Origin of the sequence: Rheinheimera pleomorphica (assembly GCF_011634895.1) — a bacterium.
GTDB classification, from domain to species: domain Bacteria; phylum Pseudomonadota; class Gammaproteobacteria; order Enterobacterales; family Alteromonadaceae; genus Alishewanella; species Alishewanella pleomorphica.
In genome coordinates this window covers 1-26,421 of record NZ_SIRR01000032.1, presented here as the reverse complement: position 1 = coordinate 26,421, position 26,421 = coordinate 1, and the positions used below count along the sequence as shown (strand labels likewise).

General features: G+C 50.6%; 21 protein-coding genes and 3 tRNA genes. 10 read left to right on the top strand and 14 right to left on the bottom strand.

Annotated elements, in window-relative coordinates; translation table 11 throughout:
* Positions 1-135: 135 nt before the first annotated feature.
* Positions 136-1,278: a hypothetical protein gene (locus EYB30_RS18100; RefSeq protein ID WP_166840934.1), complete on the top strand. Its 1,143-nt coding sequence runs from the start codon at positions 136-138 to the stop codon at positions 1,276-1,278.
* A 41-nt stretch (positions 1,279-1,319) separates the two neighbouring features.
* Here the strand turns inward: EYB30_RS18100 and EYB30_RS18095 are convergent, their stop codons facing one another.
* Positions 1,320-2,201: an NAD(P)-dependent oxidoreductase gene (locus EYB30_RS18095; protein WP_166840932.1), complete on the bottom strand. Its 882-nt coding sequence runs from the start codon at positions 2,199-2,201 to the stop codon at positions 1,320-1,322.
* A gap of 86 nt (positions 2,202-2,287) precedes the next feature.
* Here EYB30_RS18095 and EYB30_RS18090 point away from each other — a divergent pair, with 86 nt between their 5' ends.
* Positions 2,288-2,767, top strand: a complete 480-nt coding sequence (locus EYB30_RS18090) for a glutathione peroxidase (protein WP_166840930.1) — start codon at positions 2,288-2,290, stop codon at positions 2,765-2,767.
* 70 nt (positions 2,768-2,837) lie between these two features.
* Complete coding sequence (locus tag EYB30_RS18085; RefSeq protein ID WP_166840928.1) at positions 2,838-3,827, top strand: 2-hydroxyacid dehydrogenase; 990 nt, start codon at positions 2,838-2,840, stop codon at positions 3,825-3,827.
* A gap of 29 nt (positions 3,828-3,856) precedes the next feature.
* Here EYB30_RS18085 and EYB30_RS18080 read toward each other — a convergent pair whose 3' ends face one another.
* Entirely contained in the window at positions 3,857-4,654 is a 798-nt protein-coding gene (locus EYB30_RS18080; protein WP_166840926.1) for a DUF481 domain-containing protein, read from the bottom strand.
* Between the two features lie 191 nt (positions 4,655-4,845).
* The gene (gltX, locus tag EYB30_RS18075; RefSeq protein ID WP_166840924.1) at positions 4,846-6,255 is read right to left on the bottom strand and encodes a glutamate--tRNA ligase; all 1,410 of its coding nucleotides are present in this window, start codon (positions 6,253-6,255) and stop codon (positions 4,846-4,848) included.
* 199 nt (positions 6,256-6,454) lie between these two features.
* Here gltX and EYB30_RS18070 point away from each other — a divergent pair.
* From EYB30_RS18070 to EYB30_RS18055, 4 genes are all read left to right on the top strand, one after another.
* A tRNA-Val gene (locus tag EYB30_RS18070) sits at positions 6,455-6,530 on the top strand.
* A gap of 117 nt (positions 6,531-6,647) precedes the next feature.
* A tRNA-Val gene (locus tag EYB30_RS18065) sits at positions 6,648-6,723 on the top strand.
* A gap of 107 nt (positions 6,724-6,830) precedes the next feature.
* A tRNA-Val gene (locus EYB30_RS18060) sits at positions 6,831-6,906 on the top strand.
* A gap of 239 nt (positions 6,907-7,145) precedes the next feature.
* The gene (locus EYB30_RS18055; RefSeq protein ID WP_166840922.1) at positions 7,146-8,768 is read left to right on the top strand and encodes a response regulator; all 1,623 of its coding nucleotides are present in this window, start codon (positions 7,146-7,148) and stop codon (positions 8,766-8,768) included.
* Here the strand turns inward: EYB30_RS18055 and EYB30_RS18050 are convergent.
* The 10 genes from EYB30_RS18050 to EYB30_RS18005 all read right to left on the bottom strand — a co-directional run bounded on the left by EYB30_RS18050 (position 8,765) and on the right by EYB30_RS18005 (position 19,264).
* Positions 8,765-9,253: a DUF2919 family protein gene (locus tag EYB30_RS18050; protein WP_166840920.1), complete on the bottom strand. Its 489-nt coding sequence runs from the start codon at positions 9,251-9,253 to the stop codon at positions 8,765-8,767. The two genes, EYB30_RS18055 and EYB30_RS18050, sit on opposite strands and share 4 nt — an antisense overlap.
* Positions 9,250-9,585: a DUF3392 domain-containing protein gene (locus EYB30_RS18045; RefSeq protein ID WP_166840918.1), complete on the bottom strand. Its 336-nt coding sequence runs from the start codon at positions 9,583-9,585 to the stop codon at positions 9,250-9,252. The genes EYB30_RS18050 and EYB30_RS18045 overlap by 4 nt, the downstream gene beginning before the upstream one ends.
* Complete coding sequence (gene ligA / locus EYB30_RS18040; protein WP_166840916.1) at positions 9,586-11,619, bottom strand: NAD-dependent DNA ligase LigA; 2,034 nt, start codon at positions 11,617-11,619, stop codon at positions 9,586-9,588.
* Positions 11,620-11,711: 92 nt separating this feature from the next.
* Complete coding sequence (zipA, locus tag EYB30_RS18035; RefSeq protein ID WP_166840914.1) at positions 11,712-12,611, bottom strand: cell division protein ZipA; 900 nt, start codon at positions 12,609-12,611, stop codon at positions 11,712-11,714.
* A 14-nt stretch (positions 12,612-12,625) separates the two neighbouring features.
* Positions 12,626-16,036, bottom strand: a complete 3,411-nt coding sequence (locus tag EYB30_RS18030; RefSeq protein WP_166840912.1) for an AAA family ATPase — start codon at positions 16,034-16,036, stop codon at positions 12,626-12,628.
* A gap of 77 nt (positions 16,037-16,113) precedes the next feature.
* Complete coding sequence (locus EYB30_RS18025) at positions 16,114-16,731, bottom strand: mechanosensitive ion channel domain-containing protein (protein ID WP_166840910.1); 618 nt, start codon at positions 16,729-16,731, stop codon at positions 16,114-16,116.
* 17 nt (positions 16,732-16,748) lie between these two features.
* On the bottom strand, positions 16,749-17,243 hold the full coding sequence (locus EYB30_RS18020; RefSeq protein ID WP_166840908.1) for a YcgN family cysteine cluster protein: 495 nt from the start codon (positions 17,241-17,243) through the stop codon (positions 16,749-16,751).
* Positions 17,244-17,245: 2 nt separating this feature from the next.
* Positions 17,246-17,908: a fumarylacetoacetate hydrolase family protein gene (locus tag EYB30_RS18015; protein WP_166840906.1), complete on the bottom strand. Its 663-nt coding sequence runs from the start codon at positions 17,906-17,908 to the stop codon at positions 17,246-17,248.
* A complete protein-coding gene (locus tag EYB30_RS18010) occupies positions 17,905-18,963 on the bottom strand; it encodes a lytic murein transglycosylase (RefSeq protein WP_166840904.1) in 1,059 nt (352 codons plus the stop codon). Before EYB30_RS18010 ends, EYB30_RS18015 begins: the two co-directional genes overlap by 4 nt.
* A gap of 22 nt (positions 18,964-18,985) precedes the next feature.
* Complete coding sequence (locus tag EYB30_RS18005; protein ID WP_166840902.1) at positions 18,986-19,264, bottom strand: YcgL domain-containing protein; 279 nt, start codon at positions 19,262-19,264, stop codon at positions 18,986-18,988.
* A gap of 164 nt (positions 19,265-19,428) precedes the next feature.
* Between EYB30_RS18005 and minC the strand changes: the two genes are divergently transcribed.
* The 3 genes from minC to minE are packed head-to-tail and all read left to right on the top strand — an operon-like array spanning position 19,429 to position 21,226.
* Positions 19,429-20,142 carry a septum site-determining protein MinC gene (gene minC, locus EYB30_RS18000; RefSeq protein ID WP_166840900.1) on the top strand — a complete coding sequence of 238 codons (714 nt, stop codon included), beginning with the start codon at positions 19,429-19,431 and terminating at the stop codon, positions 20,140-20,142.
* Between the two features lie 10 nt (positions 20,143-20,152).
* On the top strand, positions 20,153-20,962 hold the full coding sequence (minD, locus tag EYB30_RS17995) for a septum site-determining protein MinD (protein ID WP_166840898.1): 810 nt from the start codon (positions 20,153-20,155) through the stop codon (positions 20,960-20,962).
* Between the two features lie 3 nt (positions 20,963-20,965).
* Entirely contained in the window at positions 20,966-21,226 is a 261-nt protein-coding gene (gene minE / locus EYB30_RS17990) for a cell division topological specificity factor MinE (protein ID WP_166840896.1), read from the top strand.
* 89 nt (positions 21,227-21,315) lie between these two features.
* On the opposite strand, the gene EYB30_RS18685 is transcribed toward minE, so the two are convergent.
* On the bottom strand, positions 21,316-26,421 hold a 5,106-nt coding region (locus EYB30_RS18685; RefSeq protein WP_166840894.1), incomplete at its 5' end, for a calcium-binding protein.

Sequence of the window (26,421 nt, the reverse complement as noted above, 5' to 3'; positions counted from 1 at the left end):
CCTGCGGCGGCCGTCCATATCAATAATGGCGCAGTAATAGCCCACTTCGCTATAACGAATATTTTTTGACATATAAATCATCTTTAAATAACATTTCGCGATCTTTACCTCAGCCATAATTACCGGAATCACGGCATGGAAAGCTTATTACCCACTACAACCGCTGACTTAACTGAAAGCGTGCCAGAACAACATACTGCTGATCCGAGTTACATCAGGCAACTTATGTTGCATATGATGATAGAGCAGCAGTACACATTGCTGGCAGACGTAACAGAAGAAGAAATGCCACTGCCTGATGAAGCAGAATGGCTGCAAAAAACCGAACACTGTAGTGATGAAGAGCTTCCGGCTTTGCTGGCAGAGTTAGAACAAAAAGAATTGGAACACCGCTTGGGGTGGCAACCGGTTGGTGGGCAATTTGAAGAGGTAGAGATAACCACTGCTGATAATGACACTGCAATGTTAACCCATACTGCCTTACCTGAATTGTTGTACTTTAAGCGCTATGCTAAGCGCATTTTGGTTAAGTTAAGCCCTATGACTTGTAAGATTGCGCTGTTTATCGACCATAGCGCAGCTAACCTGCCAACCAAACAGGAATGTATACAGCAGGCGATAGTACTACGCGATAACCTGTTGGCAGATAGTGAGACTAAGCCGTCTGGTCCGATGAAGTTTAGTGTGCAATTTGAAGTGTTTATTCTTGGCCAGGATGACAATCGCATGCTGCAGGACGCTAAAAATTTATCCATAAAATTCAACGCAAAAAACCATGTTTTTATCACCTGCCTTTGCATCAACAGCGGTCAACAAACTGCAGCATCACCCTCTCCGCTCAAAGCCTATAGCCGCTTGCGTCAGGTAAGGAACATTTTACAACAACCTGAGTTTACCGCAGAACAAATCAGGCGGGCATTTGCCTTAAACAACTTTAGCTGGCGACGTATTATCGCCGCAGCTTGCCTGTCTTTCTTAGTATTAGTTGTCTGTCGCTGGCTTTTGATCAGCAATGAATTCGATGATTTTGTGTTTTTAACTGATGTACTTAGCCCCTTTCTCATCATCGCCGGTTTCAGCGGCAGTATGAAAAATAAATCCAGACTGTTCGACCAGACTCTGTATAGCTATGTCGGATTTGCGCTGCTGTTATGCAGCTTTATATTCGGTTTGGGCTGGCCGGCAGATATCGGCACTATAATATACGTGTTAAAAACAGTACTGGTGGGCGGCGGCTTACTGCTGTTTTGGGTGCGAATGGTTATAGCTTACGACTAACAAAAAAGGCGCCGCGGCGCCTTTTTCTTTTGCTCTGGAGCTTAACGCTTTAACCGCGCCAGCAGGCTGGAGGTATCCCAGCGGCCGCCGCCCATTTGCTGCACTTCACTATAGAACTGATCTACTAACGCCGTTAGCGGTAAATGGCTGCCGTTTTCACGCGCTTCGCTAAGTGCTATACCCAAATCTTTACGCATCCAGTCGACGGCAAAACCAAAATCGTATTTGCCGTCCAGCATAGTCAGCGAGCGGTTTTGCATCTGCCAGGATGAGGCTGCACCTTGTGAAATCACCTCGACCACGGCGGCGGCATCTAAACCGGCGTTTTGCGCAAAGTTAAGCGCCTCTGCCAGCCCCTGCACTACCCCGGCGATACAAATCTGATTCACCATCTTCGCCAACTGGCCGCTACCTGCCGGGCCAAGCAATTTGGCACAGCGTGAATAGCTCATTATCGCCGCTTCGGCCTTGGCAAAATCGCTGGCTTCGCCACCAACCATCACCGTTAGCACGCCGTTTTCAGCGCCAGCCTGGCCACCGGAAACCGGCGCATCTAAAAAGCCAATACCTTGCTGCTTCGCCGCTTGCGCCAGCTCACGGGCTAAATTAGCTGACGCTGTGGTGTGGTCTATCAGCACTGAGCCTGCCAGCATACCGGCCAACACACCTTGCTCGCCATACACTACAGAGCGCACATCATTGTCATTGCCAACGCAAAGAAACACCAGCGTAGCGCCTTGTGCCGCTTTCGCCGGGGTCTCAGCATAAGCACCGCCATACTGCGCTGCCCACTTTTCCGCTTTAGCCGCGGTGCGGTTATATACCGTGACCTGATAGCCTTTTTGCTGCAGATAACCCGCCATCGGATAGCCCATTACGCCCAAACCGATAAATGCGACTTTGTTATTACTATTAGTTGACATATTAATGACTTAAAACTGTGACATACTGTGGTACAAAGCTTACAAAGTTCCGTAGACAATGAAAAGCATTTAAATAAGGACACAGCATGGCCAACGTGCATCAATACACCATAAAAGACGCGACAGGTAACGAAATCGACTTAAGTCAGTACCGCGGCAAAGTGCTGCTGATTGTTAACACCGCCAGCCAGTGTGGCTTTACGCCGCAATACAAAGAACTGGAAGAACTCTACCAAAAGTACCATGAGCGGGGTTTACTGATCCTGGCCTTTCCGTGTAATCAGTTTGGCGGCCAGGAACCGGGCTCTGACAGCGATATTCAGCAGTTTTGTCAGATAAATTATGGCGTAAGCTTCCCGGTAATGGCCAAATTGATGGTAAACGGCCCCGACGCGTCGCCGCTATTTGAACATTTGAAAGACAGCGCCCGCGGTCTGATGAAAACCCGCGCGATTAAGTGGAATTTCACTAAGTTTCTGGTCAACAAAGACGGCGATGTGGTTAAACGCTATGCTCCACGCACTAAACCCTCTGCCATTGCATCAGCCATCGAAGAATTGCTATAAGTTTGATCCAGCGCTAACTGTAGCGCTGTAAACTCCGTTAAGCTAAACGGCATAGAATGGGAGACATGCCATGAAAGTTGCCGTATTCAGCGCGAAAAAATATGACCGTGATGGCTTTAGCCAGTGGGCAGACAGCAGCCTGCATTTTACTTATATCGACAGCCGTTTAACCGCTGACAGCGTCAGGCTGGCCGCCGGTTGCCACGCGGTTTGTGTGTTCGTAAATGATGAAGTGAATGCCACTGTGTTACAACAGCTATCCGAAATGGGCATTGAAATGGTAGCGCTGCGCTGCGCGGGTTTCAATAATGTTGATTTAAACGCCGCCAAAGCGCTGGGCATTCGCGTGGCCAGAGTGCCCGCCTACTCACCTGAAGCTGTCGCTGAACATACTATTGGCATGATGTTATGCCTGAATAGAAAACTGCATAAAGCCTACAACAGAGTGCGTGATGACAATTTCGCCCTGGATGGTTTATTAGGGTTTAACCTGTTTGGTAAAACAGTCGGTTTAATTGGCACCGGCCGTATTGGCCAGGCAACCGCCAGAATATTGCACGGTTTTGGCTGTCAGCTACTGTGCCACGACATTAGCCCCAGCGCAGTTATTACCGAACTCGGTGGCCGCTACGTGTCACTGGCTGAGCTTTACGCCCAAAGCGATATTATCAGCCTGCATTGCCCGCTAACGCCCGACACCAATCACCTGATTAACCATTACAGCATTGGCAGCATGAAAGATGGCGTAATGCTGATTAACACCAGCCGCGGCGCGCTACTGGACAGCAAAGCCGTTATTGATGGTCTGAAAAGCCGCAAAATAGGCTATCTGGGCCTGGATGTGTATGAGCAGGAAGCCGATCTGTTCTTTGAAAACCTGTCAGAGCAGGTCATTGATGATGAAATATTTAAACGGTTACTCACCTTTCCTAACGTATTAATTACCGGCCATCAGGCGTTTTTTACCCGCGAAGCACTGCAGGAAATCAGCCAGGTAACCAGCGATAACTTACTGGCCTTTGCCAGCAACGCCGCGAGCGGCAACGAGTTGGTTAATTAAACCGGGGCGCTTTATAGCGCCCGAAGCGTTTAGAAAGTATAAACCAGTGATGCCGAGGTTTCGCTATCTGTCTCACGCAGATCACCTTCCGGCCGGGAGTTATAACGCACCACAAAGTTAAAGCGCATCGACAGTTTATCCGCCACTTTGGCAGTAATACTGCTGCGGCTGAGTAAGGTGGAGTTTTCACCATCTAAAGAGACTGCGCTTTCCAGCGTTTGCCGAAAACTGCTGTTATCAAACAGGGCATAATCAAGGTTGGCCGCCAAAAACCAAATCGCACCACTTCTACGCTCACCTGCAGCGGTTTGCTGCTGCGCAAAACCCGGGCCGGTTTCCAAGTCCAGATAATTGGTCAGTTTTTCAAAGATACGGTTACCGTAGCCGGCGACTAATGAAGCCTGCTGCCTGAAAGCACCAAATTTATCATAGGCGTAAGCGCCGCGACCAAAAATCGACTCGCGCCCGGTGACCAGCTTGTAGTTACTCTGGCCGGTAAACGCATAGCGGCTGGCAGTGGTAACCCGGTTACGCTCACCTGTGTTGACATCCGCAACGTTGTTTTTCTGCAACAAACTCTGCAGCTGATAGCGGTTACGGAAGTATTCCAGATCGTGCACCAGTTCACTGTTTGCCCGAATAGCAAAAGCATCAGTGTTGCCTGACGTTAACAGAAAACCTAACTCGACATCGCCGGTAACAGTACCAAAAAAACCAATAGGTTGTAATGGCTCTTCACTGCTGGGTAAGTTGTCGGTTTCGGCGGCTTGTACCCCATACAAGCTTAACATCAGTGCCAAACTGACACCGGTTAAAAAAACATGCATTATATTGCTATCTGACTCCCGTTATCGATGTTTACCCATGAGTAGTATGTCGTCCCGGTTGTTATTATTATTCCTTTTATTCCTTGCGCTGGGCGCGGCCTCATTGTAACAAGCAACAAGGCTATGCCCAGCGGCACCTGACTGAGTATCAGGTGCATTCACCGAAATTGCCAGCGGGTGCAGGCTAACGTTTACTCGGCCGCGCGCTGTTTGACAAACTCAATGGCGTTGGCCAACCGCGTCAGACTGCGCGTTTTGCCGATTAATGCCAAAGTGATATCCAGCGCCGGTGAGTTGCCGCTGCCCGTTACCGCAACACGCAGTGGCATACCAATTTTTCCCATACCAACACCTAATTGCTCAGCGGTAGCGTTAATCACCTGATGTATCGCTTCTTGTGACCAGTCTGCTAATGCCGATAAGTTAGCGAGTACCGCTTGTAATGGTTCCAGCGCAACCGGGCGCAGATGTTTTTTCGCGGCGTCAGCATCAAACTCAGCAAAATCTTCATAAAAATACCGGCTTACTTCTACCAGCTCTTTTAATGTTTTTACCCGCTCTGCCTGGGCTTTTACCAGTTCCGTTAACGCCGGGCCATGGCTGATATCCAGCTTTTGTTCGGCAATATGCCAGGCTAATTGCTTCGCAACCTGCTCTGGCGGCAGAGTTTTCATGTAATGCTGGTTTAACCAAATCAGTTTGTCGGTATTAAAGGCCGAAGGGGCCCGGTTACAGCTTTCTAGATCAAACAGCTGGATCAGTTCTTGTTTGCTGAAAATTTCCTGATCGCCATGTGACCAGCCCAGACGCACCAGGTAATTCAGCAGTGCCTCTGGCAAAAAGCCATTGTCGCGGTACTGCATTACACCCACAGCGCCATGACGCTTAGATAAGCGCTTACCATCGTCACCTAAAATCATCGGTACATGCGCATACTTAGGGATGTCAGCACCTAAGGCGGCCAGAATATTCATCTGCCGCGGCGTGTTATTCACATGATCATCACCACGAATTACGTGGGTAATGCCCATTTTCCAGTCGTCTACTACCACGGTCAGATTATAAGTAGGGGTACCGTCACTGCGGGCAATAATTAAATCATCCAGCTCACTGTTCGCAATTTCAATTTTGCCTTTAATCAGATCATCAATCACGACAGTGCCACTTTGCGGGTTTTTAAAACGGATCACAAAAGGTTTATCTGCCGGATGGTCAGTACGGTCACGCCACATACCGTTGTAACGGGGTTTTTCACCGGCCGCCATCTGCGCTTCGCGCATGGCGTCGACTTCTTCTACCGTACAAAAACATTTATAGGCTTTACCTTCTGCCAGCAGCTTAGCAACAACCTCTTTATATAAATCAAAGCGCTGGGTTTGATAGTAAGGGCCTTCATCGTGATCCAGCCCCAACCACTGCATACCTTCTAAAATGGCATCTACCGATTCCTGCGTAGAGCGTTCTAAATCGGTATCTTCAATCCGCAGAATAAATTTACCGCCATTTTTTCTGGCATATAACCAACTAAATAACGCCGTGCGGGCGCCACCAACATGTAAATAGCCAGTTGGGCTTGGTGCAAAACGGGTAACAAGAGACATAGTTTATCCATCACAGTGCAATAATGGCCATATTGTAACAATGCGCTGCGCCGGATGCACCCGCAAAGGTGGCTTGCTATACATAGTTTTACTGCAACAGCCGGTATAATGTTTACTTTTGCAGCAAGCAAACCACATTTACTAAAATAAGGTTGACAGCTTTTTCGTGCTCCCTATAATGAGCGCCATCAAACAGCGTGGATTGTTAGCTCAGCTGGGAGAGCACCGCCCTTACAAGGCGGGGGTCACTGGTTCGAACCCAGTACAATCCACCACTTGATGTCTTATCATGAAAAGCACCGCCCGCTCTTCACGACGAGACGGTGGACACTGATTAAACCCAGTACAATCCACCAAATCTAAAAAGTTTGATCACAATTTGATACTCCCATGGATTGTTAGCTCAGCTGGGAGAGCACCGCCCTTACAAGGCGGGGGTCACTGGTTCGAACCCAGTACAATCCACCAATTGGGATTTATCATGAGAAGCAGCGCCCGCTCTTCATGACAAAACGGTTGTTACTGGCACAAACCCAGTACAATCCACCAAATAAAAAGTCGTTTGATACTCCCATGGATTGTTAGCTCAGCTGGGAGAGCACCGCCCTTACAAGGCGGGGGTCACTGGTTCGAACCCAGTACAATCCACCAATTCCCTGATTATCATAAGACAGCACCGCCCACTCTTTGCCAAGACACGGTTGCCACTAGCCCAAACCCAGTACAATCCACCAACTCCCTGATTATCATAAGACAGCACCGCCCACTCTTTGCGAAGACACGGTTGCCACTACCCAAACCCAGTACAATCCACCACCTTACTCCCTTACTTGTTGTTAAAAACTTGCTATAGTAAAGCCAATCTTGCCTCTGTCACCTGCTTTATCTCTATGGAAACTGCCGTTAAACGCGACGAACGCATTCTGATTATTGATGAGCAAAGTTTAAGCCAAAGTTATTTGCGCTATGCGCTGGAGCAATTACATTATCAAAATATCAGCTATGCTGACCGCGCGCAGACGGCGCTGACGCTGTGCCGGCAAAATAGCTATGATCTGATTATTTGCGCTTATAACCTGCCCAAAGGTAAAGATGGCTATCAGTTGTTTGACGAGCTAAAAAGCACCGGTTGTCAGAAAATCAGCTGTGGTCTGATTTTTATCAGTGCCGACACGGATCCGGCCCTGGTGCACAGTGTACTGGAATTACAACCGGATGAATTTCTGGCCAAGCCATTTGTGATCCGCGACTTGCAGCAGCGAATTGAGCGGGTATTAAAACGTAAACAGCAACTGCGCCCGGTCTATGATTTACTGGAACACTTTGCCTACGACAAAGCGTTAGCACTGATTGATCAGCAGTTATCCCAAGCCGAACTGCATAAGCTGTTTCCGCTACTGTTAAAGCTCAAAGGCGATATACTGCTGCAGCAACATGACTACAGCACGGCCCTGGCGTTCTTTCAGGCCATGTTACATATCCAACCCTTTAGCTGGGCCCGAATAGGCAAAGTGCGTTGCTTAATACAACAACAGCAAGAGAGGCAAGCCTTTGCCGAGCTTCAGCAGATGTTAGCCCGCTCAGAAACCCGGTTATTTGCGCTGGATTGTTTAAGTGAACTGGAATTTCGCCAGCAACATTATCAGCAGGCACAGCAGCATATACTGGCCGCAGCAGACATAGCGCCGCGTAACCTGCTTCGCCAGCAAAAACTGCTGCAACTATCCCGGCTAAACCATGATTACGAGATGCAATACCGCGCCGCCCGCGATATGGTTAAATTTGCCCGCCATTCTATCCACGAACACGCCGGGCTGTATTTGAATTTAGCCCGTGCCAGTATCGACTTTGCCCTGAGCAGTGAAGACAGCGAGCAGCAAGCGCGCTTAAGCCGTCAGGCGAATATGTCGCTTAATACTGTACAGCGGCAATTCTCTCAGCCTGACCTGATGCAACCTCAGCAGGTGCTACAGGCCAGGCTATTGTATTTGCAGGATCATAAAGAGAAAGCCCGCCAGTTGCTGACCGAGTTAACCAGCGAAGAGCAGATCACTTCGCTGGAAGATGCGCTGGATAAAGCCAAAGCCTTGCACGAAGTTGGCTTAACGGAAGCCTCTAAAACCCTGTTCGTAAAGATCAGCCAGTATTGCCGGCAACAGCAGCCCGAACCGGTGTTGCAAACTTATTTAGCACAGGAACAACAAGAGCGCGCTGCTATGGCGCATGGCCCCCGCGAACTGAACAACAATGCCGTGCATCTGTATCAGCACGGCAACTGGCAGGAAGCTTTTTCAGCGTTTATGCTGGCCTGGCAGGTCATGCCGAAAAATGCCGGTATCGCCTTAAACTTGTGGCAAACCCTGCTTACCTCACCGCGGCCACTGTGCCCGGCCGAGCAGCAACAGCAGCTGTTACAACAATGCCAGCAGCTGATAGACAACAGTAAACTTAAAACTGAACAGCTACAACGTTATCAGCAGCTAAAGCAGAAATATCTAAGCAAACTGGCTTAGTCTTGCTTTGAGGCGGTAACCGGCTCTGGCCATTCGGCAAACACCAGCCGCAGCGTGCGCGAACGCAACAGCCACAGTACACTCACCGACAACAGCACCGGCGTAACGATGCGCCAGGGCGCGTCCAACATGACCTGTGGCGGTAAATCCAGTATGGTAAGGACTAAATCCGCTATCGCGACCAGCAACATCAGCGGTAACGCCAGGCGCCACACCTTACGCCAGGGCGCATAACCTTTGGGTTTACGCTGGCTTAATGCAGCGATAAGCAGCAGCAAGGGTGACGCCACCGCACAGGCCAGCATAAAGTCATTTTGCTGCGGATAAAACAACGCCAGCATGTCGCGCTGCGTCTGTGGCAGTGTTAATACCAGTACCCAGCAAATATAGGGCCTTAGTAATAACAGTAACAACCCATAAAAGCGCAGCGGCACCTTCTGCAGGCCATAATCGTCCAGCACAGGCCAAAGTGGTGGCCGGCTCATAACTGGCGTTTACGTTGTGCCAGCATCGCCAGCAGCACAAAAATGCCCAAAGCGACCCAAGGCAACCATAAATTGCCAAGCTTAGCCAGCTGACTGGCTACCAGCGGCGTCAGGAAAATGGTCAGGGCGCCATAGCCAAAGGCACATAACAGAATAAAAATCAGCGTGCGCCAGATAAAGTGCAGTGCTACCGTCTGACGCCGTACCAGGCGGTTAATATCATCACCAAACACCACCAGCGCTGTGGCAACCATCGCCAGCGCCATATCACGCAGATAAGGCCGGAATAACGCGCCCCAGTCCAGTAGCAACTGATACAGAAAATCCGGCATTTACATCACTCCGTACTGGCTGAATAAATCCAGCATTTGCTGTTCTGTCCACACTGCAACCTTTAGCTCGTTCGCCTTAACCAGCTTAGAGCCGGCATTATCACCTGCAATGACGGCATGGGTTTTCGCCGATACCGAGCCAGACACCTTAGCACCTAAACGTTGTAACCTGGCTTTGGCATCATCACGCCCCATGCTGGTTAAAGTACCGGTTAATACCAGGGTTTGCCCGGCCAGTGGTTGCTCAGTGGCGGCTTGCTGGGCAATGGCTGGCCAGTGGATCCCCGCTTGCAGTAAGGCTGAGATCACGGCTTGATTATGCGGCTCAGCAAAAAAGCTTTGCACATGCTCTGCCACCACAGCTCCGACATCGCTAACCGCCAGCAATTGCTCAAGACTGGCCTGCTGCAAAAGTTCCAGTGTGGCAAAATGATTGGCCAGATTAAGCGCCGTCGCTTCGCCCACTTCGCGAATACCCAACGCATAAATAAAGCGTGGTAACGTCGTTTCTTTAGAGCCTGCAATCGCCGCCAACAGCTTTAATGCTGACTTTTCTGCCATTCGCTCCAGCCCAACCAATGCGGCCATATCCAGCTGATAAATATCAGCCGGGCTCTGAATTAACTGCTGCTCTACCAATTGCTCAACCAGTTTGTCGCCCAGCCCTTCTATATCCATGGCCTTGCGCGAGACAAAATGTTTAATCGACTCTTTTAACTGCGCCGCGCAAAACAGCCCACCGCTACAGCGCGCTACCGCCTCACCGCTTACCCGTTCAACCTGTGAACCGCATACCGGACATTGTGCCGGAAACACGATGTCGCGCACGCTATCTGGCCGCTGTTCCAGTACCACTGAGACAATCTGCGGGATCACATCACCGGCGCGGCGTACCACTACGCTGTCACCAATTTTGATGCCCAGGCGGTCAATTTCATCCTGGTTATGCAAGGTCGCATTGCTAACGGTTACGCCGCCTACCGCCACCGGCTCCAGCCTGGCTACCGGTGTAATAGCGCCGGTGCGGCCGACCTGAAACTCAACATCCAATAAAGTAGTTAACATTTCCTGCGCCGGAAATTTAAAGGCCATCGCCCAGCGCGGCGCCCGGGCGACAAAGCCCAGCGCCTGCTGCTGTGCTAAGTCAGCCACCTTAATGACCACGCCATCAATTTCATACGCCAGGCTGGCACGGCGCTGCAAAATATCCTGGTAATACGCCAATGCCGCTTCGGCGCCGCTCACCAGTTTAATTTCCGGGCATACCGGCAAGCCCCAGGCTTTTAACTGCATTAAACGCTGATAATGGCTGTCGCTATTAAGTAAGGCCGCCGGATCATCAATCATGCCCACCGCATAGGCATAAAACATCAAAGGTCGCTGCGCGGTTATTTTCGGATCAAGCTGGCGTAAGCTACCGGCTGCGGCATTGCGCGGATTGGCAAAAACTTTGTCCCCGCTGGCACGGGCTTTGTCATTCATGGCATGAAAACCGGCCAGCGGCATAAAGACTTCACCACGTACTTCCAGCACAGGCGGTACTGCCGGGCCTTTTAGCTTTAATGGCACCGCCCGGATGGTTTTGACATTACTGGTAATGTCTTCACCGGTATAACCATCGCCACGGGTTGCAGCCTGCACCAGCACACCCTTTTCATAGCGGATGCTGACCGCCAGGCCATCCAGTTTTGGTTCACAGCAAAAACTAAAGTCGGTAGCGCTGTCCAGCCGATCGGCCATGCGCTTACAGAAGGCATGAAATTCAGCCTCATCAAAGGCATTGTCCAGCGACAACATCGGCATGCTGTGGCTTATCTGGCCAAATTTAGCCAGCGGCGCAGCACCAACGCGCTGTGTCGGTGAATCGGCTGTGATTAAATCCGGATGCTGTAACTCCAGTTGCTGCAGCGCACGATAAAGCCGGTCATACTCGGCATCCGGTACGCTTGGGTTGTCCAGCACATAATACTGATAACTGTATTCTTCCAGCTGCTGACGTAGCTGTTGCACTTGCTGCAATGGAGACTGGCTCATAAATTCTTGCCCGTAAAAAATATCTGCTGAGTTTGCCATAACAAAAACGGCAGGACTACTGCCTGCCGTTTTGTCTGATGAGAATTTCGCCGTTAACCGTGAATAAGCTGCTGACGCTGAAATTCGCGGATTTTATCCACGTAGTGGCGTACGGTTTGTACCGTTAATACACTACGCTGGCCGTCCAACACCTGGCCGCCGAACTCTTCAGCCAGTTTTTTCGCGGCATTGTGCATCAGGTTAAAGTTTTGCAGTGGCTCGCCGGGGCCTGGCAATGTCATAAACAAACTGACACCACGGGTGCTCAGCTTGTCGATGTTCTCTAAATCAAAGGTACCCGGATTAAACATATTGGCCAGGCTAAACAGCACCGCGCCAGAACCTGCACTGTCCTGATGACGGTGGAAAATATCCATATCGCCGTATTTAAAACCCAGTGTTAACAGTGCCGACAACAGCTGTGGCCCGGTCATTTCTTTATTTTCCGGCAACAGCACATACAGGATCAGTACTTCAGCCGGCTCTGTCGGTGCCGTGTCGTTTGTCGCTGTGTCCACTGGCTCAGCTGGGGCACTAAAGGCATCCTGTTGTAATTCCTCATCGCTTAACGCGCTGAAGTTCAGTTGCGGCTCTTGCGGTTCATCAAACGGCAGTTCATTTTGTATTTCCGTCGCCGCCGGCTCACGCACCGGCTGCACCCCCGGGTTGGCGCTGCTGGCTTTTACTGCAGGCGCTGTGCTAACCAAAGCGTTATCCGCAGGGCCATGTTCAGCCGTGCTCTGCTGTGCGCCCTTTTTAATCACCCGCACCGGGCCGACGCCCAAATCATCAAAGCCATCGGCTTTTTCTGTGGTTGTCTTGCTGTCTTCATCAAGATAACGGTGCCGTGGCTGACCGGCATTTTTTCGCACTGTCCATAAGCCGTGTAATAACAGTGCACCCAGTACCAGGGCTCCGAGAATAATTAATACTAAACGTAATTCGCTAACCATAAGGCTACCCTTAATTAAGAAGCTGCTGCCATTTTAACAGCATCATCCACATCGACAGCAACTACACGTGATACGCCCGGTTCCTGCATCGTCACGCCCATCAACTGCGCCGCCATTTCCATGGCAATTTTATTGTGGCTAATATAAATAAACTGTACTGTTTCTGACATTTCCCGTACCAGATTACAAAACCGGCCGACGTTGGCATCGTCCAGTGGCGCATCTACCTCATCCAACATACAAAAAGGTGCCGGATTAAGCCGGAAAATCGAAAACACCAATGATAAGGCGGTTAGCGCTTTTTCACCACCCGATAATAAATGTATTGTGCTGTTTTTTTTGCCCGGCGGCCTGGCCATAATAGTGACACCGGTTTCCAGTAAGTCATCTTCGGTTAAGTCCAGGTAGGCGCTGCCACCGCCAAACACCTTCGGAAACAGCGTTTTTAAGCCGTCATTAACCTGCTCAAAGGTATCTTTAAATTTTTGCCGGGTTTCTTTATCAATTTTACGGATCGCCGTTTCCAGTGTGTCCATCGCCGCCATTAAATCGTCATTTTGCGCGTCTAAATACTGTTTACGCTGCGCTTGCTGCTCATACTCTTCTATCGCCGCTAAGTTAATCGGCCCCAACCGGCTTATCGCCTCTGTGGTTTTATCCAGCTGCTGTTGCCACAGCGTTTCATCGGCGTCAGCGGGTAACGCTGCCAGCACCTCTTTCATATTAGCTTGCTGCTCGCGCAGCAGTTCCATCATATTATTGGCCCGCACCCGGTAGCCTTCGGCATCCAGCTGCAGTTCAGACAGTTCACTCCGCTTTTTGTTCAGCAGCTGCATGATCCCCTGCTGGCCTTGCTCTAGCTGACGGATCTGCTGCTCAATATTGGCCAGCGCATCCTGGTGGGCAATCAAAGCTTGCTCGGCATCTTCGCGGCTTAACAGGCTTTCCTGCAATTGTTCCTGCAACACTAGAGGTTCGTCATCCTGCTGCAATTTGCCCTTAAGTTGGCTCACCTGCTCCTGCAATTGCTGCTGTTGCTGCTGGCTGCGGCTAAGGTTCTGCTGCAGCGTAACCAACTGTTGTTGCGCCATTTTATGTTGCATCAGCAGTTGTTGCTGTGCGCTGCGCTGCTGCTCGTACTGCGCCTTAAGTTGCTGTAATTGTTGTTGCTGCGCACCGCTGTGGTGGTGCAATTCGTGCTGCTGTGCCTCATGCAATAACAGCTGCTCACTGCTTTGCTCCAGCGCCATTTCAAGCTGTTCAATGCGCTCTTGCCGCTGCGCTTGCTCTAATGCCTTCTGGCTAAGTTCGGCCTGTAACTTTTGCGATAATTTTTCTGCCTGCTGCAGTTCCTGCTCGGCCAGCAGTTTGGCGGTTTGAGCTTGTTGTACTTGCTGCTGTATTTGCTGCAAAATCTGCTGTTGCTCTGCTTGTTGCAGCTGCAGCGTATCCAGTTGTTGCTGCTGAGCCTGATAGTCGCTGTCAAGCTGCGCGACCTGTTGTACAGCAGTATCAAGCTCGGCAGTCAGCTGCTGCAAGCGCTCAGCGCGCAGCAGGTAGCTATCGGCATTGGCACTGCCGGCCAGCACCGCCCAGTTAGACCCCAGCCAGTAACCTTCTGCAGTAATCACAGACTGGCCTGTCGCCAGTGTTGTTACTCTGCTTCGGGCAGCGGCAGCACTGTCGGCACACAGCACCTGATTAAAATACTCCGGATAAACCCCACCGGTTATTTGTGCTGCCAGGCTACCCGGTGCGGCAGCTTGTTGGTTTGGTAACACTTCGGTCAGCGCACTGTCACTTAGCACAGCATTTATGCTGGCATGTTGTAGTTGCCCCAGCACCAGCGCCACGCTGGCTGCCCAGCCCGGTTTTACCTGCAATTGCTGTAATAGTTGTTGCTGCTCAGCGGAGTGCTGTTGTTGCTGGCGTTGTAACTGTTGTTGCTCACCTTGCAGTAACTGCCGCGCAGTGCGGGCATCCTGTAACTGATGCAACAGGGCTTTAACGGCCTGCTCTTGCTGGACTATCTGCTGCTGCCTGATGTCAAACCGCTGTTGCTGCTGCTCAAGCCTGGTGTTGCTGTCCTCTAAGGCTTCAGCCATCGCCTGTTGTTTGTTCTGCAGCGGAATAAGCGCCAGCTCAGCCACCTCCTGCTGCAGCATTTGCTGCGCAGCGTGTTGTTGTTGCCATTGCTGTTGCTCATTGTGCAGCTGGAATTGCTGCTGCTGTTGTTGTTGTTGCAAACGAAATTGTTGCTGCTGCCATTGCATCTGTGCCTGCTGCTGACGCTGCTGTTCATCTTCAAGCTGTTGCAGTTGCAGTGCTAACTCTTCGACTTGCTCCTGCATGATCTCCAGCTGTGGCTCATCCTCAGTCAATTGCAGCGCTAACGTTTGCTGCTGCGCTTGCTCGGCAGCAATAAAGTCCTGCGCCTGGCTTAAGCTTTGTTCGGCCTGCGCCAGTTGGTCGCTTAGCGTTTGTTGCTGCTGGCGCTGGTGTAAAATTTGCTGCTCTAACCGGCTGATGGTAGCGCCCAACTGATAAAACCGGCTTTGCGCCTGCTCCAGTTGCTGCCGGGTATCCTGCGCCTGTTGTTTTAGTTCCAGCAATACCCGCTGGTCACCCAGCTCCTGCGACTGGTATTTTTCCAGTTCAGTTTGCTGTTGTTGCAGCTGCTGCTCCAACGCATTAAAACGGGTACTGTAATGCAGCCATTTGATGGTGGTCAGTTCGGCTTTTAGTTTGCGCTCCTGCGCTTTTAATTCTTTGTAGCGCTGCGCTGCCGTAGCCTGACGTTTGAGCTTGTCGATATTTTTGCCCAGCTCTTCGCGCACATCAGCTAAGCGGTCAAGGTTTTCCCGGGTATGTTTAATGCGGTTTTCCGTTTCGCGCCGCCGTTCTTTGTATTTAGAGATACCGGCCGCTTCTTCAATAAAGACTCTGAGCTCCTGCGGCTTAGATTCTATCAGGCGCGAGATCATGCCCTGTTCAATAATGGCGTAGCTACGCGGGCCAAGGCCGGTACCAAGGAAAATATCGGTGATATCACGGCGGCGGCATTTGCTACCGTTTAAGAAATACAGTGACTGAGCGTCACGGGTGACAATGCGCTTAATCGAGATTTCGCTGCGATCAGCCAGGCCGCCCGCCAGCCGGCCTTCGGTGTTTTCAAACACCAGCTCAACAGAGGCTTGTGACACCGGCTTGCGCTGCGCTGAGCCGTTAAAAATCACGTCGGTCATTGCATCGCCGCGCAGATTTTTTGCCGAGCTTTCGCCCAGCACCCAGCGCACCGCATCTATCACGTTAGATTTGCCGCAGCCATTGGGGCCAACCACGGCAGTCATCTGCTGTGGAAAGGGCACGCTGGTACTGTCAACAAAAGACTTAAAGCCGGACAGTTTAATCTGTTTTAAGCGCATTTAAGCAATACAGTTTTTATAATTATCATGGCGTTATGCGCAATGTAGCAGCAGGCTAAAAGGCTGTCACGGAAAAATCAGTCTGGCTTTAACCCGGCACCGGTTTTACTGCGCCAGCGCAGGGCTTTTTCCGTCACGTTGTTTTTTCGCGGCAAGCGGCTTTTTTTCGGAAACACCACCACCGGGCGCGAGATCAGTAAATTATTCGGGTACACCACCTGCTCGTTGTCTTTGGTGCGCAGTACCGTGCTAAACAGGTTAATTTCGACAATACGCCCCTCCAGATAATTGCCGCCATCTATTACCCGTACTTCCATGCCCTCAGCAAAGGCTTTTTGCCCCAGCAGAATAAAAAAGGCGGTAATATTGCTAAGCAAACTCCAGGCGGCAAACAATGCCACACCCACCACGGCAATCATCGAGGAGGCCAGCACCAGCAAGCCGCGAATATCGACACCCCAAACCACGCTCAGTACGACAATCAGCAGCAGTACCAGCAAAATATGCACTATTACGCCAGCGCGCTTGTTCATTTCTGCCTTGAGATTACTGCGGGCAATCACCTGATATAACAGCGGCATAATCCGGCGGCTGATAATAAAATACAGCACCAGCACCGCCACGCTGATGATCAGCTGCAAGGTAACCGGACTTAAATGTTGCAGCAACTGCTGTGCCTGTTGAAAAAATGACAAGGTTAACTTCCTGCGGCTTAATCCAGATCGTTCAGTGGCCAGCGCACGATAAAATCTTCAAAGTCGTCCAGATTTACCTGCAACTCTGAAATGGTTTTATTGCGTACCGACATTTGCTTTTTATGCATCAGGCTTTTTTTACCGCCGTTTAACAGTGGATGCCAGTGCGGCAGGCCGCGGCCTTCGTGCAGCCGCCGATAAGCACAGCTGGTGGGCATAAAAAAGATGTCTTTTAAATTGTCTTTGGTCAGTGCAATGCAATCGGGTACCAGCACCGTACGCTGGTTGTACTCGGTGCACTCGCACTTGTGACTGTTTAAATAACGGCAGGCAATATTGGTGTAATGCACCTGCTCATCGGCATGCAATACCGCGGTTGGGCCTTCTTCATCATCGTCGTCGATAAACTTGTTCAGGCAGCATTTAGCGCAGCCGTCACACAGTGCTTCCCACTCTTGAGTTGTCATCTGGTCCAGCGTTTTCTGCTCCCAGAAGCGTTCTGTTAATGTCATGCTTAATCTACTCGGGTTGTCAGGCTGAACACGTCAGCCAGTTGCAGCTGTAGCTCATCACCGCGCTGCAGTGGGCCGACACCGGCCGGGGTGCCTGTCAGCACAATATCACCCGGTAACAGGGTAAAGTGCTGGCTCATTTCGCTGATCAGCTGGCTGATGCCACGGATCATGTTGGCGGTATTGCCATCCTGGCGCAGCTGCCCATTTACCGTTAAACGAAACTCCAGCTGCTGCGGATGCTGCAGCTGGCTTTTTTCAACAAAACCGGCCACCGGGCAGGCGCCGTCAAAGCCTTTGGCGACTTCCCAGGGCCGGCCCAGCTTTTTCAGCTCAGCCTGCACATCGCGCAGGGTTAAATCCAGCGCTAAGCTGTACCCCCAGATAGCGTCATTCACCGTAGCAAAATCGGCTTGCTTCAATGGCTTAGCAATTAACACCGCCAGTTCAGTTTCGTTATGTACCTCACCCTGCGCCTGCGGAATGCTAAAGCCGGGCGTCAGCGCACACAAAGACGTCGCAGGCTTGATAAAAAACAACGCCTGCGGCGCCGTTTTGCTTTGCATCTCAGCAATATGATCCTGATAGTTCTGGCCAATACACACCACTTTGCCTACCGGCAGGTCGATAGCTTGTCCGTCAATAGTGCGATGCTGATAACTCATGATGACTCCGCGGCGACAATTAAATCGGCCAGATAGCCAACACTGGTGACAAAATAATAAGAACGGTTCCAGTGCATCAGTACTTTGTAATTATCATAGGCTAAAAACGCCCGGCCGCCTTCACCATCAGGCAATACCAGTGCAGCATTAATGTCTCTTTGCGGCAAAGCTGTTTTATTTAAGCGTTGCAGCCCCAGATGATTCCAGTCTGCCAGGCTACGTTCAGATTGTGCCCAGCGCCCCAGCCATTCGCTGCGTTGCAGGCTGCCACGGGCAATGGCGTGACTGGCGTCAAAATCTTTTGGTAACAGCACTTCACGGCCCCAGGTTTTACTGTTATCCCAGCCCTGCTGCTTTAAATAGTTCGCAATAGAGGCAAACACATCTAACTGATTAGTCCAGATATCTTTTTTACCATCACCATCGCCATCCTGCGCATAGGCCATAAAAGAGCTGGGCATAAACTGGCTTTGCCCCATAGCGCCAGCCCAGGAGCCCTTCATATTGTCCAGACTGATATGACCTTGCGCCAGAATATCCAGCGCATGGTAAAACTCCTGTTTGAAGAAGGTTTCACGCCGGCCGTCATAGGCCAGTGTCACCAACGCCGAGGGCACAGAATAACTGCCCATAATGCGGCCAAAGCTGCTCTCCAGCCCCCACAGGGCGACAATAAAACGTGGCTGCACGCCATATTTCTGGCCAATGGCCTGCAGCTGCGGCAAATGCTGCTGGTAACGCTCACGCGCCATCCGTATCCGGGTTTCACTGACCCGTTTCGGTAAGTAAGTACTTAGTGTTTCAACAAATTCAGGCTGGCTCTTATCAGCAGACACCACGCGCTCATGGTACTGCAAGCTGGCAAATACCGGCTCAACCAGCTCAGGCGCATAACCTTTGCTTAAGGCTTCCTGCTTTAACGTCGCAACATAATCAATAAAGGCTGGCTTGCTGTCATCTGCCAGTAGCGGCAGGCTGAAAATGGCCGCTGATGCAGCAAAGATAAGGCTGCGGCAACGGGCTTGAAATAGTGTGTTGAAGGTTAGTCTAAACATAAAAAACGCCTGTTAATTGCTATCACGATAAACCGGACAGGCTGGCTTTGTGCTGTGCCAGCAAGTTGTCCTCGGGCGGTGGCAACTGCAGGTAATACCCCTGCTCGCTAAGCTGCTGCCGTACCTTATCGATATCAGCCAGCGCTAAATGTTCCCGTTTGGCTAAATTAAGTAAGGTCACCAGCACCGGCGTACCAAAGGTTTTCAGCAACACGTCGGGCACCGCTGAGAAATCGTCCCGCCGCTGAACATACAAATAGGTGCTGTCTTTTTTCAGACTTTTATAAACCGCACATAGCATCGAATAAAACCACGCCTCAACCTTGCTTAACCAGGGGCTAAACTATAACATGACCGTCAGGTGTTGCGTACCTGCCAGACAGGCGCAGCGCAAATAAAATGCCGGGCTTTGCGGCAAAAAAAGCCAGACCACAGTAAATACTAATAAGTGCGCACGATATTCTTATGTCAGATCAGTCTTTGGAACTAAAAGGCAGTTTATTTCCTTTATCGGTGCTGTCCTGCCCCGACCTCAGCCTTAATGCCTTACAGCAGCAATTGCAGCAAAAATTAGCGCAGGCACCGGCGTTTTTTTATCAGGCGCCAATAGTGCTTAACCTGACCGAGGTGGAACAAGCGCCTGACTTTGATGCGATAAAACAGCTTTTTAATGAGTTAAACCTGGTGCTGGTGGGCGTGTGTGGTGCCAATAGCAGCATAAAACAGCAAGCACAGCGCGCTGGCCTGGCCGCATTGCAGCTGGGTAAAGACGCTAAAACGGTCAAGGCAACAGATACCGCAGAGACGCCGCGCCAAACCACGCTGGTCACCAATAATGTTGCGGTGCCAATGGACAGCAGAATTATTGAGCAAACTGTGCGCTCAGGCCAACAGGTGTACGCCAAAGGCGCTGATCTGGTGGTAAAAGGTACCGTAGGTGCCGGGGCCGAAGTGATAGCCGATGGCAATATCCATATTTATGGCACCTTGCGCGGCAAGGCCATAGCCGGTGCTGGCGGCGATAGCAGCAAACGTATTTTTTGTTACAACCTGCAAGCCGAACTGGTATCCATTGCCGGTAATTACTGGCTTAGCGAAAGCCTGCAGGGAAGTTTTTGGGGTAAGCCTTGTTGTATCAAACTACAAGACGACCAACTGGTATTAGCAGAATTAGTTTAAGGATTTTACTATGGCAAAAATCATAGTGGTAACGTCAGGCAAAGGCGGTGTCGGTAAAACCACCTCCAGTGCCGCCATTGGTACCGGCCTGGCCTTAAAAGGCCACAAAACGGTCATTATCGATTTTGATATTGGCCTGCGCAATTTAGATTTGATCATGGGCTGCGAGCGGCGCGTGGTGTACGACTTTGTTAATGTGATTAACGGCGAAGCTAATTTAAAGCAAACGCTGATCAAAGATAAGCGCATCGACAACTTGTTTATTCTGCCAGCCTCACAAACCCGCGACAAAGACGCCCTGACCAAAGACGGCGTAGAGCGGGTGCTAAATGAACTGGCGAAAGATTTTGACTTTATTCTGTGCGATTCACCGGCCGGTATTGAAGCCGGCGCCATGATGGCGCTGTACTTTGCCGATGAAGCCATAGTGGTCACCAACCCGGAAGTGTCCTCTGTGCGCGACTCCGACCGCATTTTAGGCATGTTATCGAGTAAATCCCGCCGCGCCGAACAAGGCCAGGATTCAATTAAAGAGCACCTGCTGCTTACCCGCTATAACCCGGAGCGGGTAGAAAAAGGCGAAATGCTCAGTGTCGACGATGTAAAAGAAATTTTATCTATCGACCTGGTTGGCGTTATTCCGGAATCACAAGCCGTGCTTAACGCGTCAAACTCTGGCCAGCCGGTAATTTTGGATAAAGACAGCGACGCAGGGCAAGCTTACTTAGATACGGTAGAGCGCCTGCTGGGCGAAAATGTGCCTTTCCGCTTTTTAACTGTGGAGAAAAAGGGCCTGTTAAAACGGATTTTTGGAGGTTAACGCATGTCGTTACTGGATTATTTTCGTTCAAGTAAAAAGAACACCGCCAACACGGCAAAAGAGCGGCTGCAAATTATTGTCGCGCACGAACGCAGAAAGCGTAACAGCCCCGACTACCTGCCACAGTTAGAGCGCGATATTTTAGAGGTGATCCGCAAATACGTAGATATCTCGCCAGAGCAAATTGCCGTCTCACTGGAAAAGCGCGACGACGAGTTGTCGGTATTAGAGCTTAACGTCACTTTCCCGGATGATAAGCGTTAGCAAAATCCTGTGATTAAAGAAGGCCCGCATCTCAACAGATGCGGGCCTTTTTGCTATTTAACAGGGCCGCTGATACGGCCCTTATGCGTTTAATAATGGGTATATTGCTCCGCCGACATCGCCGCTGGTATAAAGCTACCAAGTTCGGCTTCGCTATCTGCATCGAATGCATTTAACGCATCGACAAGACCTGCGTAGTTTCTGTCCAGATCAGAAGCAGCAACGCTAACACCCGACATTAACTGCGAATTGATCTCTGACATAGCCCATATACTGCCATCAGCGAACTGGATCTGATCTAACCGATAAGCACTGGCGCCTGCCTCGGCAAAATAATTCACCACTGCCACACTGGTGTCTGCGACCACTAACAGCAAGTTGTCACCATCACGCTGCACCGCGACATCGCCCGGGTTTATACCCTGCGCAAAACGCAGTACATCAGTACGCCCTGTCGTCGGATCATAATTGTTGATAGTGTTATAACCGTCATTAGCACCAAACAGGTAAGTGTCGTTGCCCCGGCCCCCCAACAAGTAATCATTACCCGCGCCGCCGTTAAGGATGTCATTGCCGTTACCAGCATCGATAAAATCATCGTCAGACGAGCCGACAATGTTTTCTGTCTCACCGGTGCCAACAAACACATTGCCAAAGGCACGCTCATCCGGCAAATCGGTATAGGCCAGCGAACCTTGCGGATTAGGGTTGGTCAGGCCAAAGGCACCAAATATCTGGTTAGCGCTAATTTCGCCGCCGGCAGCAAAACGGATGGTTGGTACGACATAGTCGCCACCAAGGAACCAGTTTTTCAGGGTAACTTTGTCACTGCCGCCACCAATGTTTAATACCAAGTCATTACCCGATTTCATTAAACCACTGGCTACCTGATTAAAGCTGATGCCCTCAAACAGTAGTACATCTTCACCTCCGCCACTGTTATCAATAGTGTCGTGACCACTGCCAGCGCTAAAAACATAGGTATCGTTGCCACGGCCACCGCTAAGCTGATCATTGCCCGTGCCGCCGTTTAATCTGTCGTTACCATGCGAGCCTGACAATATATCTGCCGCGGCGCTGCCATTTAGCGTATCGTTGCCAGCAGTTCCTTGCACAGCGTTCACTACCGGTGCATCAGCAGTAGGCACGGCTAAGCCAAAGGCACCAAAGATTTGTGCGGCACTGATGCTGCCACCGGTTTCAAACTCGAAGTTTTCCACCAAATGCGCACCGCCAAGGAAGAAATTGCTTAAGGTAACGCTATTGTCGTTGCTGCCGTTTACTTTCAGGATTAAGTCATTACCGCTTTTGGTTAAACCTGACGCCACCTGATTAAAGGTAATGCCATTGCTAAAGATGAGCTTATCGGTACCGCCGAGCTCAGTAATCAGATCCTGCCCAGCATGGTAAATGTAGGTATCGCTGCCAGTACCGCCAAATAAGCGATCATTGCCGGCCAGGCCGGTTAATACATCATCACCGGCGCCGCCAAGTAATACATCATTAGCGGTGGTACCGGTTAAGCTATCATTACCACCTAAGCCCGGCGTTATGCTGCCACCCTGGCCAGGTTCAACCGGTTCTGTCGGCTCAGTTGGATCAACAGGGTCGACCGGATCGACTGGTTCAACAGGGTCTGTCGGGTCAACCGGCTCTTCACCTCCAGCGGCAATAGCAGTGGCAATTTGCTCTGCCGTCAGCATATAGCCACCACTGGGTTGCACATAGCTTATGGCCGCATCACCACCTAAGAAGTGGTTTAATACCCGCACACTTTGTGTTTCATCACCATCAACCAGAATAAGCAAATCGTCGCCATCCTGGCTAAAGCTAAGCCGCGATGCATCTATGCCATTGGTAAAGAATACGCCATCAAAACCGCCGCCGGTATTATCAATAGTGTCCTGGCCAGTTTGCGGGTTATAGACATATTTGTCATCACCGGTACCGCCAACCAGTAAGTCGTTGCCCGCGCCACCCACTATGGTATCGCTACCGGCGCCACCATAAAGTTTGTCGTCACCAGCGCGGCCATCGATATAGTCATCCCCGGCTTCGCCGTAAATCACATCCACTTGTGCCGAGCCAAACAAGCTGTCATCGCCTTCAGTACCAAAAGTAACCAGTTGGCTTTCTATTTGCTCAGCAGTTAGCTCACTGCCATCAGTAAAGGTCAGCAGATTTAGCTGGTAATGCGCCGAACCGGCAAACCAGTTTTGTACCGTGATGCTGTCTGTGCCATTACTGTGACGAATAAGCAAATCACTGCCACTGCGGATAAACAGCAAATCATCCGCCGCAATGCCTTCACCAAATTGCAGCGTATCGTTCGATGCTTCAACATTGCTGTAGGCTTCACCCTGACGGCGCTCAATAATTACATCTGCACCATCGCCTAAGTTAAAGATATAAGTATCGTCGCCAAAGCCACCGTAAAGCGTGTCGTTGCCTTTGCCGCCTTCAAGTGTGCTTTGGTTTTGCATCCAGGCATCGCTGTGGGCGATTAGAGTGTCGTTACCGTCGCCACCGCGCAACGTATCAGCGCCTTTGCCTTCAAGCACATCATCGCCAGCGCCGCCATCGAGTAAGCCGGTACCGGTTATAGTGTCGTTGCCGTCTTCACCGTATAACTCGTTGTTGCCTTCTACTGCGTAGATAGCATCATCGCCAGCACCAGCGTGGATAACATCGTCTCCTTGCAAACCATACAAGACATCGTTACCACTAGTGCCTTGTTGCAAGATAGTTTTAACCTGCTCAGCATCCCACACAGTGCCATCAGCAAAACGCACTTCTTCTAGCAAGTAAATACTACTACCGTCTAAGAAGTAGCCATTTACTTTAATGCTGTCCGTGCTATTCGCTAAGGTTAACAGCAAGTCATCGTCTTCGCGGGCAACACGAATATCACTTGCTGATATACCTTCTGCAAACACTATGGCGTCAGTTTTATTGCTATCAGAATCGAAGTTGTCAATTGTGTCCTGGCCCCAACCGCGGGCAAAGTGGTATTCATCGCTGCCGGCACCACCGCTTAAGCGATCGTTACCTGCACCACCTTCTAAGCGGTCGTTACCGACATCACCGGACAAATAATCATCACCGTCACCACCATACAGCTTATCGTTGCCCAAGCCGCCATTTAGGCTATCGTCCCCGGCATCACCATACAACTTGTCATCGCCATCCCGACCATAAATCGAGTCATTCCCGCCACCACCTCGGATAACGTCGTCTGTCGCATAGCCAAGCAAATCATCACTACTATCAGTAGCTTGTATTGCAAAAGCTTTAACCTGCTCAATACTCCACACTACGCCATCAGCAAAACGCACCTCTTCCAGCTTATAGCTACTAGAGCCGTCGTTGTTGAAGTAGTCTTTTACTGTTATGTGGTCGGTACTATCTACCAGCGACAACAACAGGTGGTCACCTTGTCGGGTAACCTGAATATCTGTAGCTACAATGCCCTGAGCAAACACTATGGCATCAGTTTTATCACTGCCAGTGTCGTAGTTATTAATCGCATCCTGGCCCCAACCGCGCGCAAAGTGATACTCGTCACTGCCCGCATTGCCTTCTAGGACATCATTACCTGCACCACCATACAACTTATCATCGCCATCTTTACCAAATAAGGAATCATTTCCTTCATGGCCATACAGTACATCATCGGTTTCAAAACCAGCTATATTGTTGTTTGATGCATCACCGTGTATGGTTCGCACGTCTTGCTCGACCTGTGCTAAATCCAGGCTACGACCATCAGCGAACTCAACTGATTGCAGTTTGTAACTACCAGCGCTGCTAAACCAGTTGTTAACCGTTATGCTGTCCGTGCTGCCCGCTATTCGGAATACCAGATTAGCACCCGAGCGGTAGTACTCCACATCCTCAAGCACAACTCCATCTTTAAACACAAGTCGGTCATGGCTTAGGGTATTATTATGATCAACTGCGTCGTGGTTATGGATCGTGTCCTGGCCATCCCCTCGGCCAAAAAGGTAAGTATCATTACCCGCTCCACCAGATAGTTGATCATTGCCTTCACCACCGTCCAGCACATCAGCTCCGACACTGCCTTGCAACGTATCGTTGCCTGCTCCGCCGTATAATCGGTCATTACCGGCATCACCATACAGCTGGTCGTTACCCTCACTACCATACAGCACGTCCTGGCCTTCACCGCCATACAGCCGATCATCCCCCGCGTCACCATGCAACTCATCATCGCCGGCCTGGCCATACAAGGTGTCATTCCCCTCTCCACCGTGCAGCACATCATCAGTCGCATAGCCATACAAGCTATCGTCACCATCCGAACTTTGCATCGCAAACTCTTTAACCTGCGCTATATTCCACACCGTGCCATCGGCAAAGCGGATCTCTTCCAGCTTATAAGCACTGGTACCATCACTATGGAAATAGTTGCTTACCGTAATACGATCATTAGTGCCCAACAGTGACAGCACCAAGCTGTCACCTGAACGGGTAACCTGTATATCTGCTGGCGCAATCCCCTCGGCAAACACTATCGCATCAGCTTTATCCGTACCCGTATCGTAGTTATTAATCGTGTCCTGGCCCCAACCACGCGCAAAGTGATATGCATCACTGCCTGTACCGCCGTTCAGCGAATCATTGCCTTCACCACCGTCCAGCACATCAGCTCCAGCACCGCCTTGCAACGTATCGTTGCCTGCTCCGCCGTATAATCGGTCATTGTCGGCATCACCATACAGCTGGTCGTTACCCTCACCACCAAACAGCACGTCCTGGCCTTCGCCGCCATACTGTCGATCATCCCCCGCCTCACCATGCAACTCATCATCGCCGGCCTGGCCAAACAAGGTGTCATTTCCCTCTCCGCCGTGCAGCACATCATCAGTCGCATAGCCATACAAGCTATCGTTGCCAACCGTACTTTGCATCGCAAGCTCTTTAACCTGCGCTATATTCCACACCGTGCCATCAGCAAAGCGGATCTCTTCCAACTTATAAACACCATTAGCATCGCTATCAAAGTAGCTGCTCACCGTAATCCGGTCGGTGCTGCCCAGCAATGACAACACCAAACTGTTACCAGAACGGGTAAGCTGAATATCTGCCGGTGCTATCCCTTCCGCAAATACGATCGCATCGGTCTTATCGCTGCCGGTATCGTAGTTATTAATGTTGTCCTGGCCCCAGCCACG

Coding starts and splice junctions, on each gene's coding strand:
- ligA (WP_166840916.1), bottom strand. CDS start 11,619: ATGAGCCAGTCTCCATTGCAGCAAGTGCAACAGCTACGTCAGCAGCTG.
- minE (WP_166840896.1), top strand. CDS start 20,966: ATGTCGTTACTGGATTATTTTCGTTCAAGTAAAAAGAACACCGCCAAC.
- gltX (WP_166840924.1), bottom strand. CDS start 6,255: ATGTCTCTTGTTACCCGTTTTGCACCAAGCCCAACTGGCTATTTACAT.
- minC (WP_166840900.1), top strand. CDS start 19,429: ATGTCAGATCAGTCTTTGGAACTAAAAGGCAGTTTATTTCCTTTATCG.
- EYB30_RS18010 (WP_166840904.1), bottom strand. CDS start 18,963: ATGTTTAGACTAACCTTCAACACACTATTTCAAGCCCGTTGCCGCAGC.
- EYB30_RS18055 (WP_166840922.1), top strand. CDS start 7,146: ATGGAAACTGCCGTTAAACGCGACGAACGCATTCTGATTATTGATGAG.
- EYB30_RS18080 (WP_166840926.1), bottom strand. CDS start 4,654: ATGCATGTTTTTTTAACCGGTGTCAGTTTGGCACTGATGTTAAGCTTG.
- EYB30_RS18100 (WP_166840934.1), top strand. CDS start 136: ATGGAAAGCTTATTACCCACTACAACCGCTGACTTAACTGAAAGCGTG.
- EYB30_RS18090 (WP_166840930.1), top strand. CDS start 2,288: ATGGCCAACGTGCATCAATACACCATAAAAGACGCGACAGGTAACGAA.
- EYB30_RS18085 (WP_166840928.1), top strand. CDS start 2,838: ATGAAAGTTGCCGTATTCAGCGCGAAAAAATATGACCGTGATGGCTTT.
- EYB30_RS18045 (WP_166840918.1), bottom strand. CDS start 9,585: ATGCCGGATTTTCTGTATCAGTTGCTACTGGACTGGGGCGCGTTATTC.
- EYB30_RS18020 (WP_166840908.1), bottom strand. CDS start 17,243: ATGACATTAACAGAACGCTTCTGGGAGCAGAAAACGCTGGACCAGATG.
- EYB30_RS18015 (WP_166840906.1), bottom strand. CDS start 17,908: ATGAGTTATCAGCATCGCACTATTGACGGACAAGCTATCGACCTGCCG.
- EYB30_RS18030 (WP_166840912.1), bottom strand. CDS start 16,036: ATGCGCTTAAAACAGATTAAACTGTCCGGCTTTAAGTCTTTTGTTGAC.
- minD (WP_166840898.1), top strand. CDS start 20,153: ATGGCAAAAATCATAGTGGTAACGTCAGGCAAAGGCGGTGTCGGTAAA.
- zipA (WP_166840914.1), bottom strand. CDS start 12,611: ATGGTTAGCGAATTACGTTTAGTATTAATTATTCTCGGAGCCCTGGTA.
- EYB30_RS18095 (WP_166840932.1), bottom strand. CDS start 2,201: ATGTCAACTAATAGTAATAACAAAGTCGCATTTATCGGTTTGGGCGTA.
- EYB30_RS18050 (WP_166840920.1), bottom strand. CDS start 9,253: ATGAGCCGGCCACCACTTTGGCCTGTGCTGGACGATTATGGCCTGCAG.
- EYB30_RS18005 (WP_166840902.1), bottom strand. CDS start 19,264: ATGCTATGTGCGGTTTATAAAAGTCTGAAAAAAGACAGCACCTATTTG.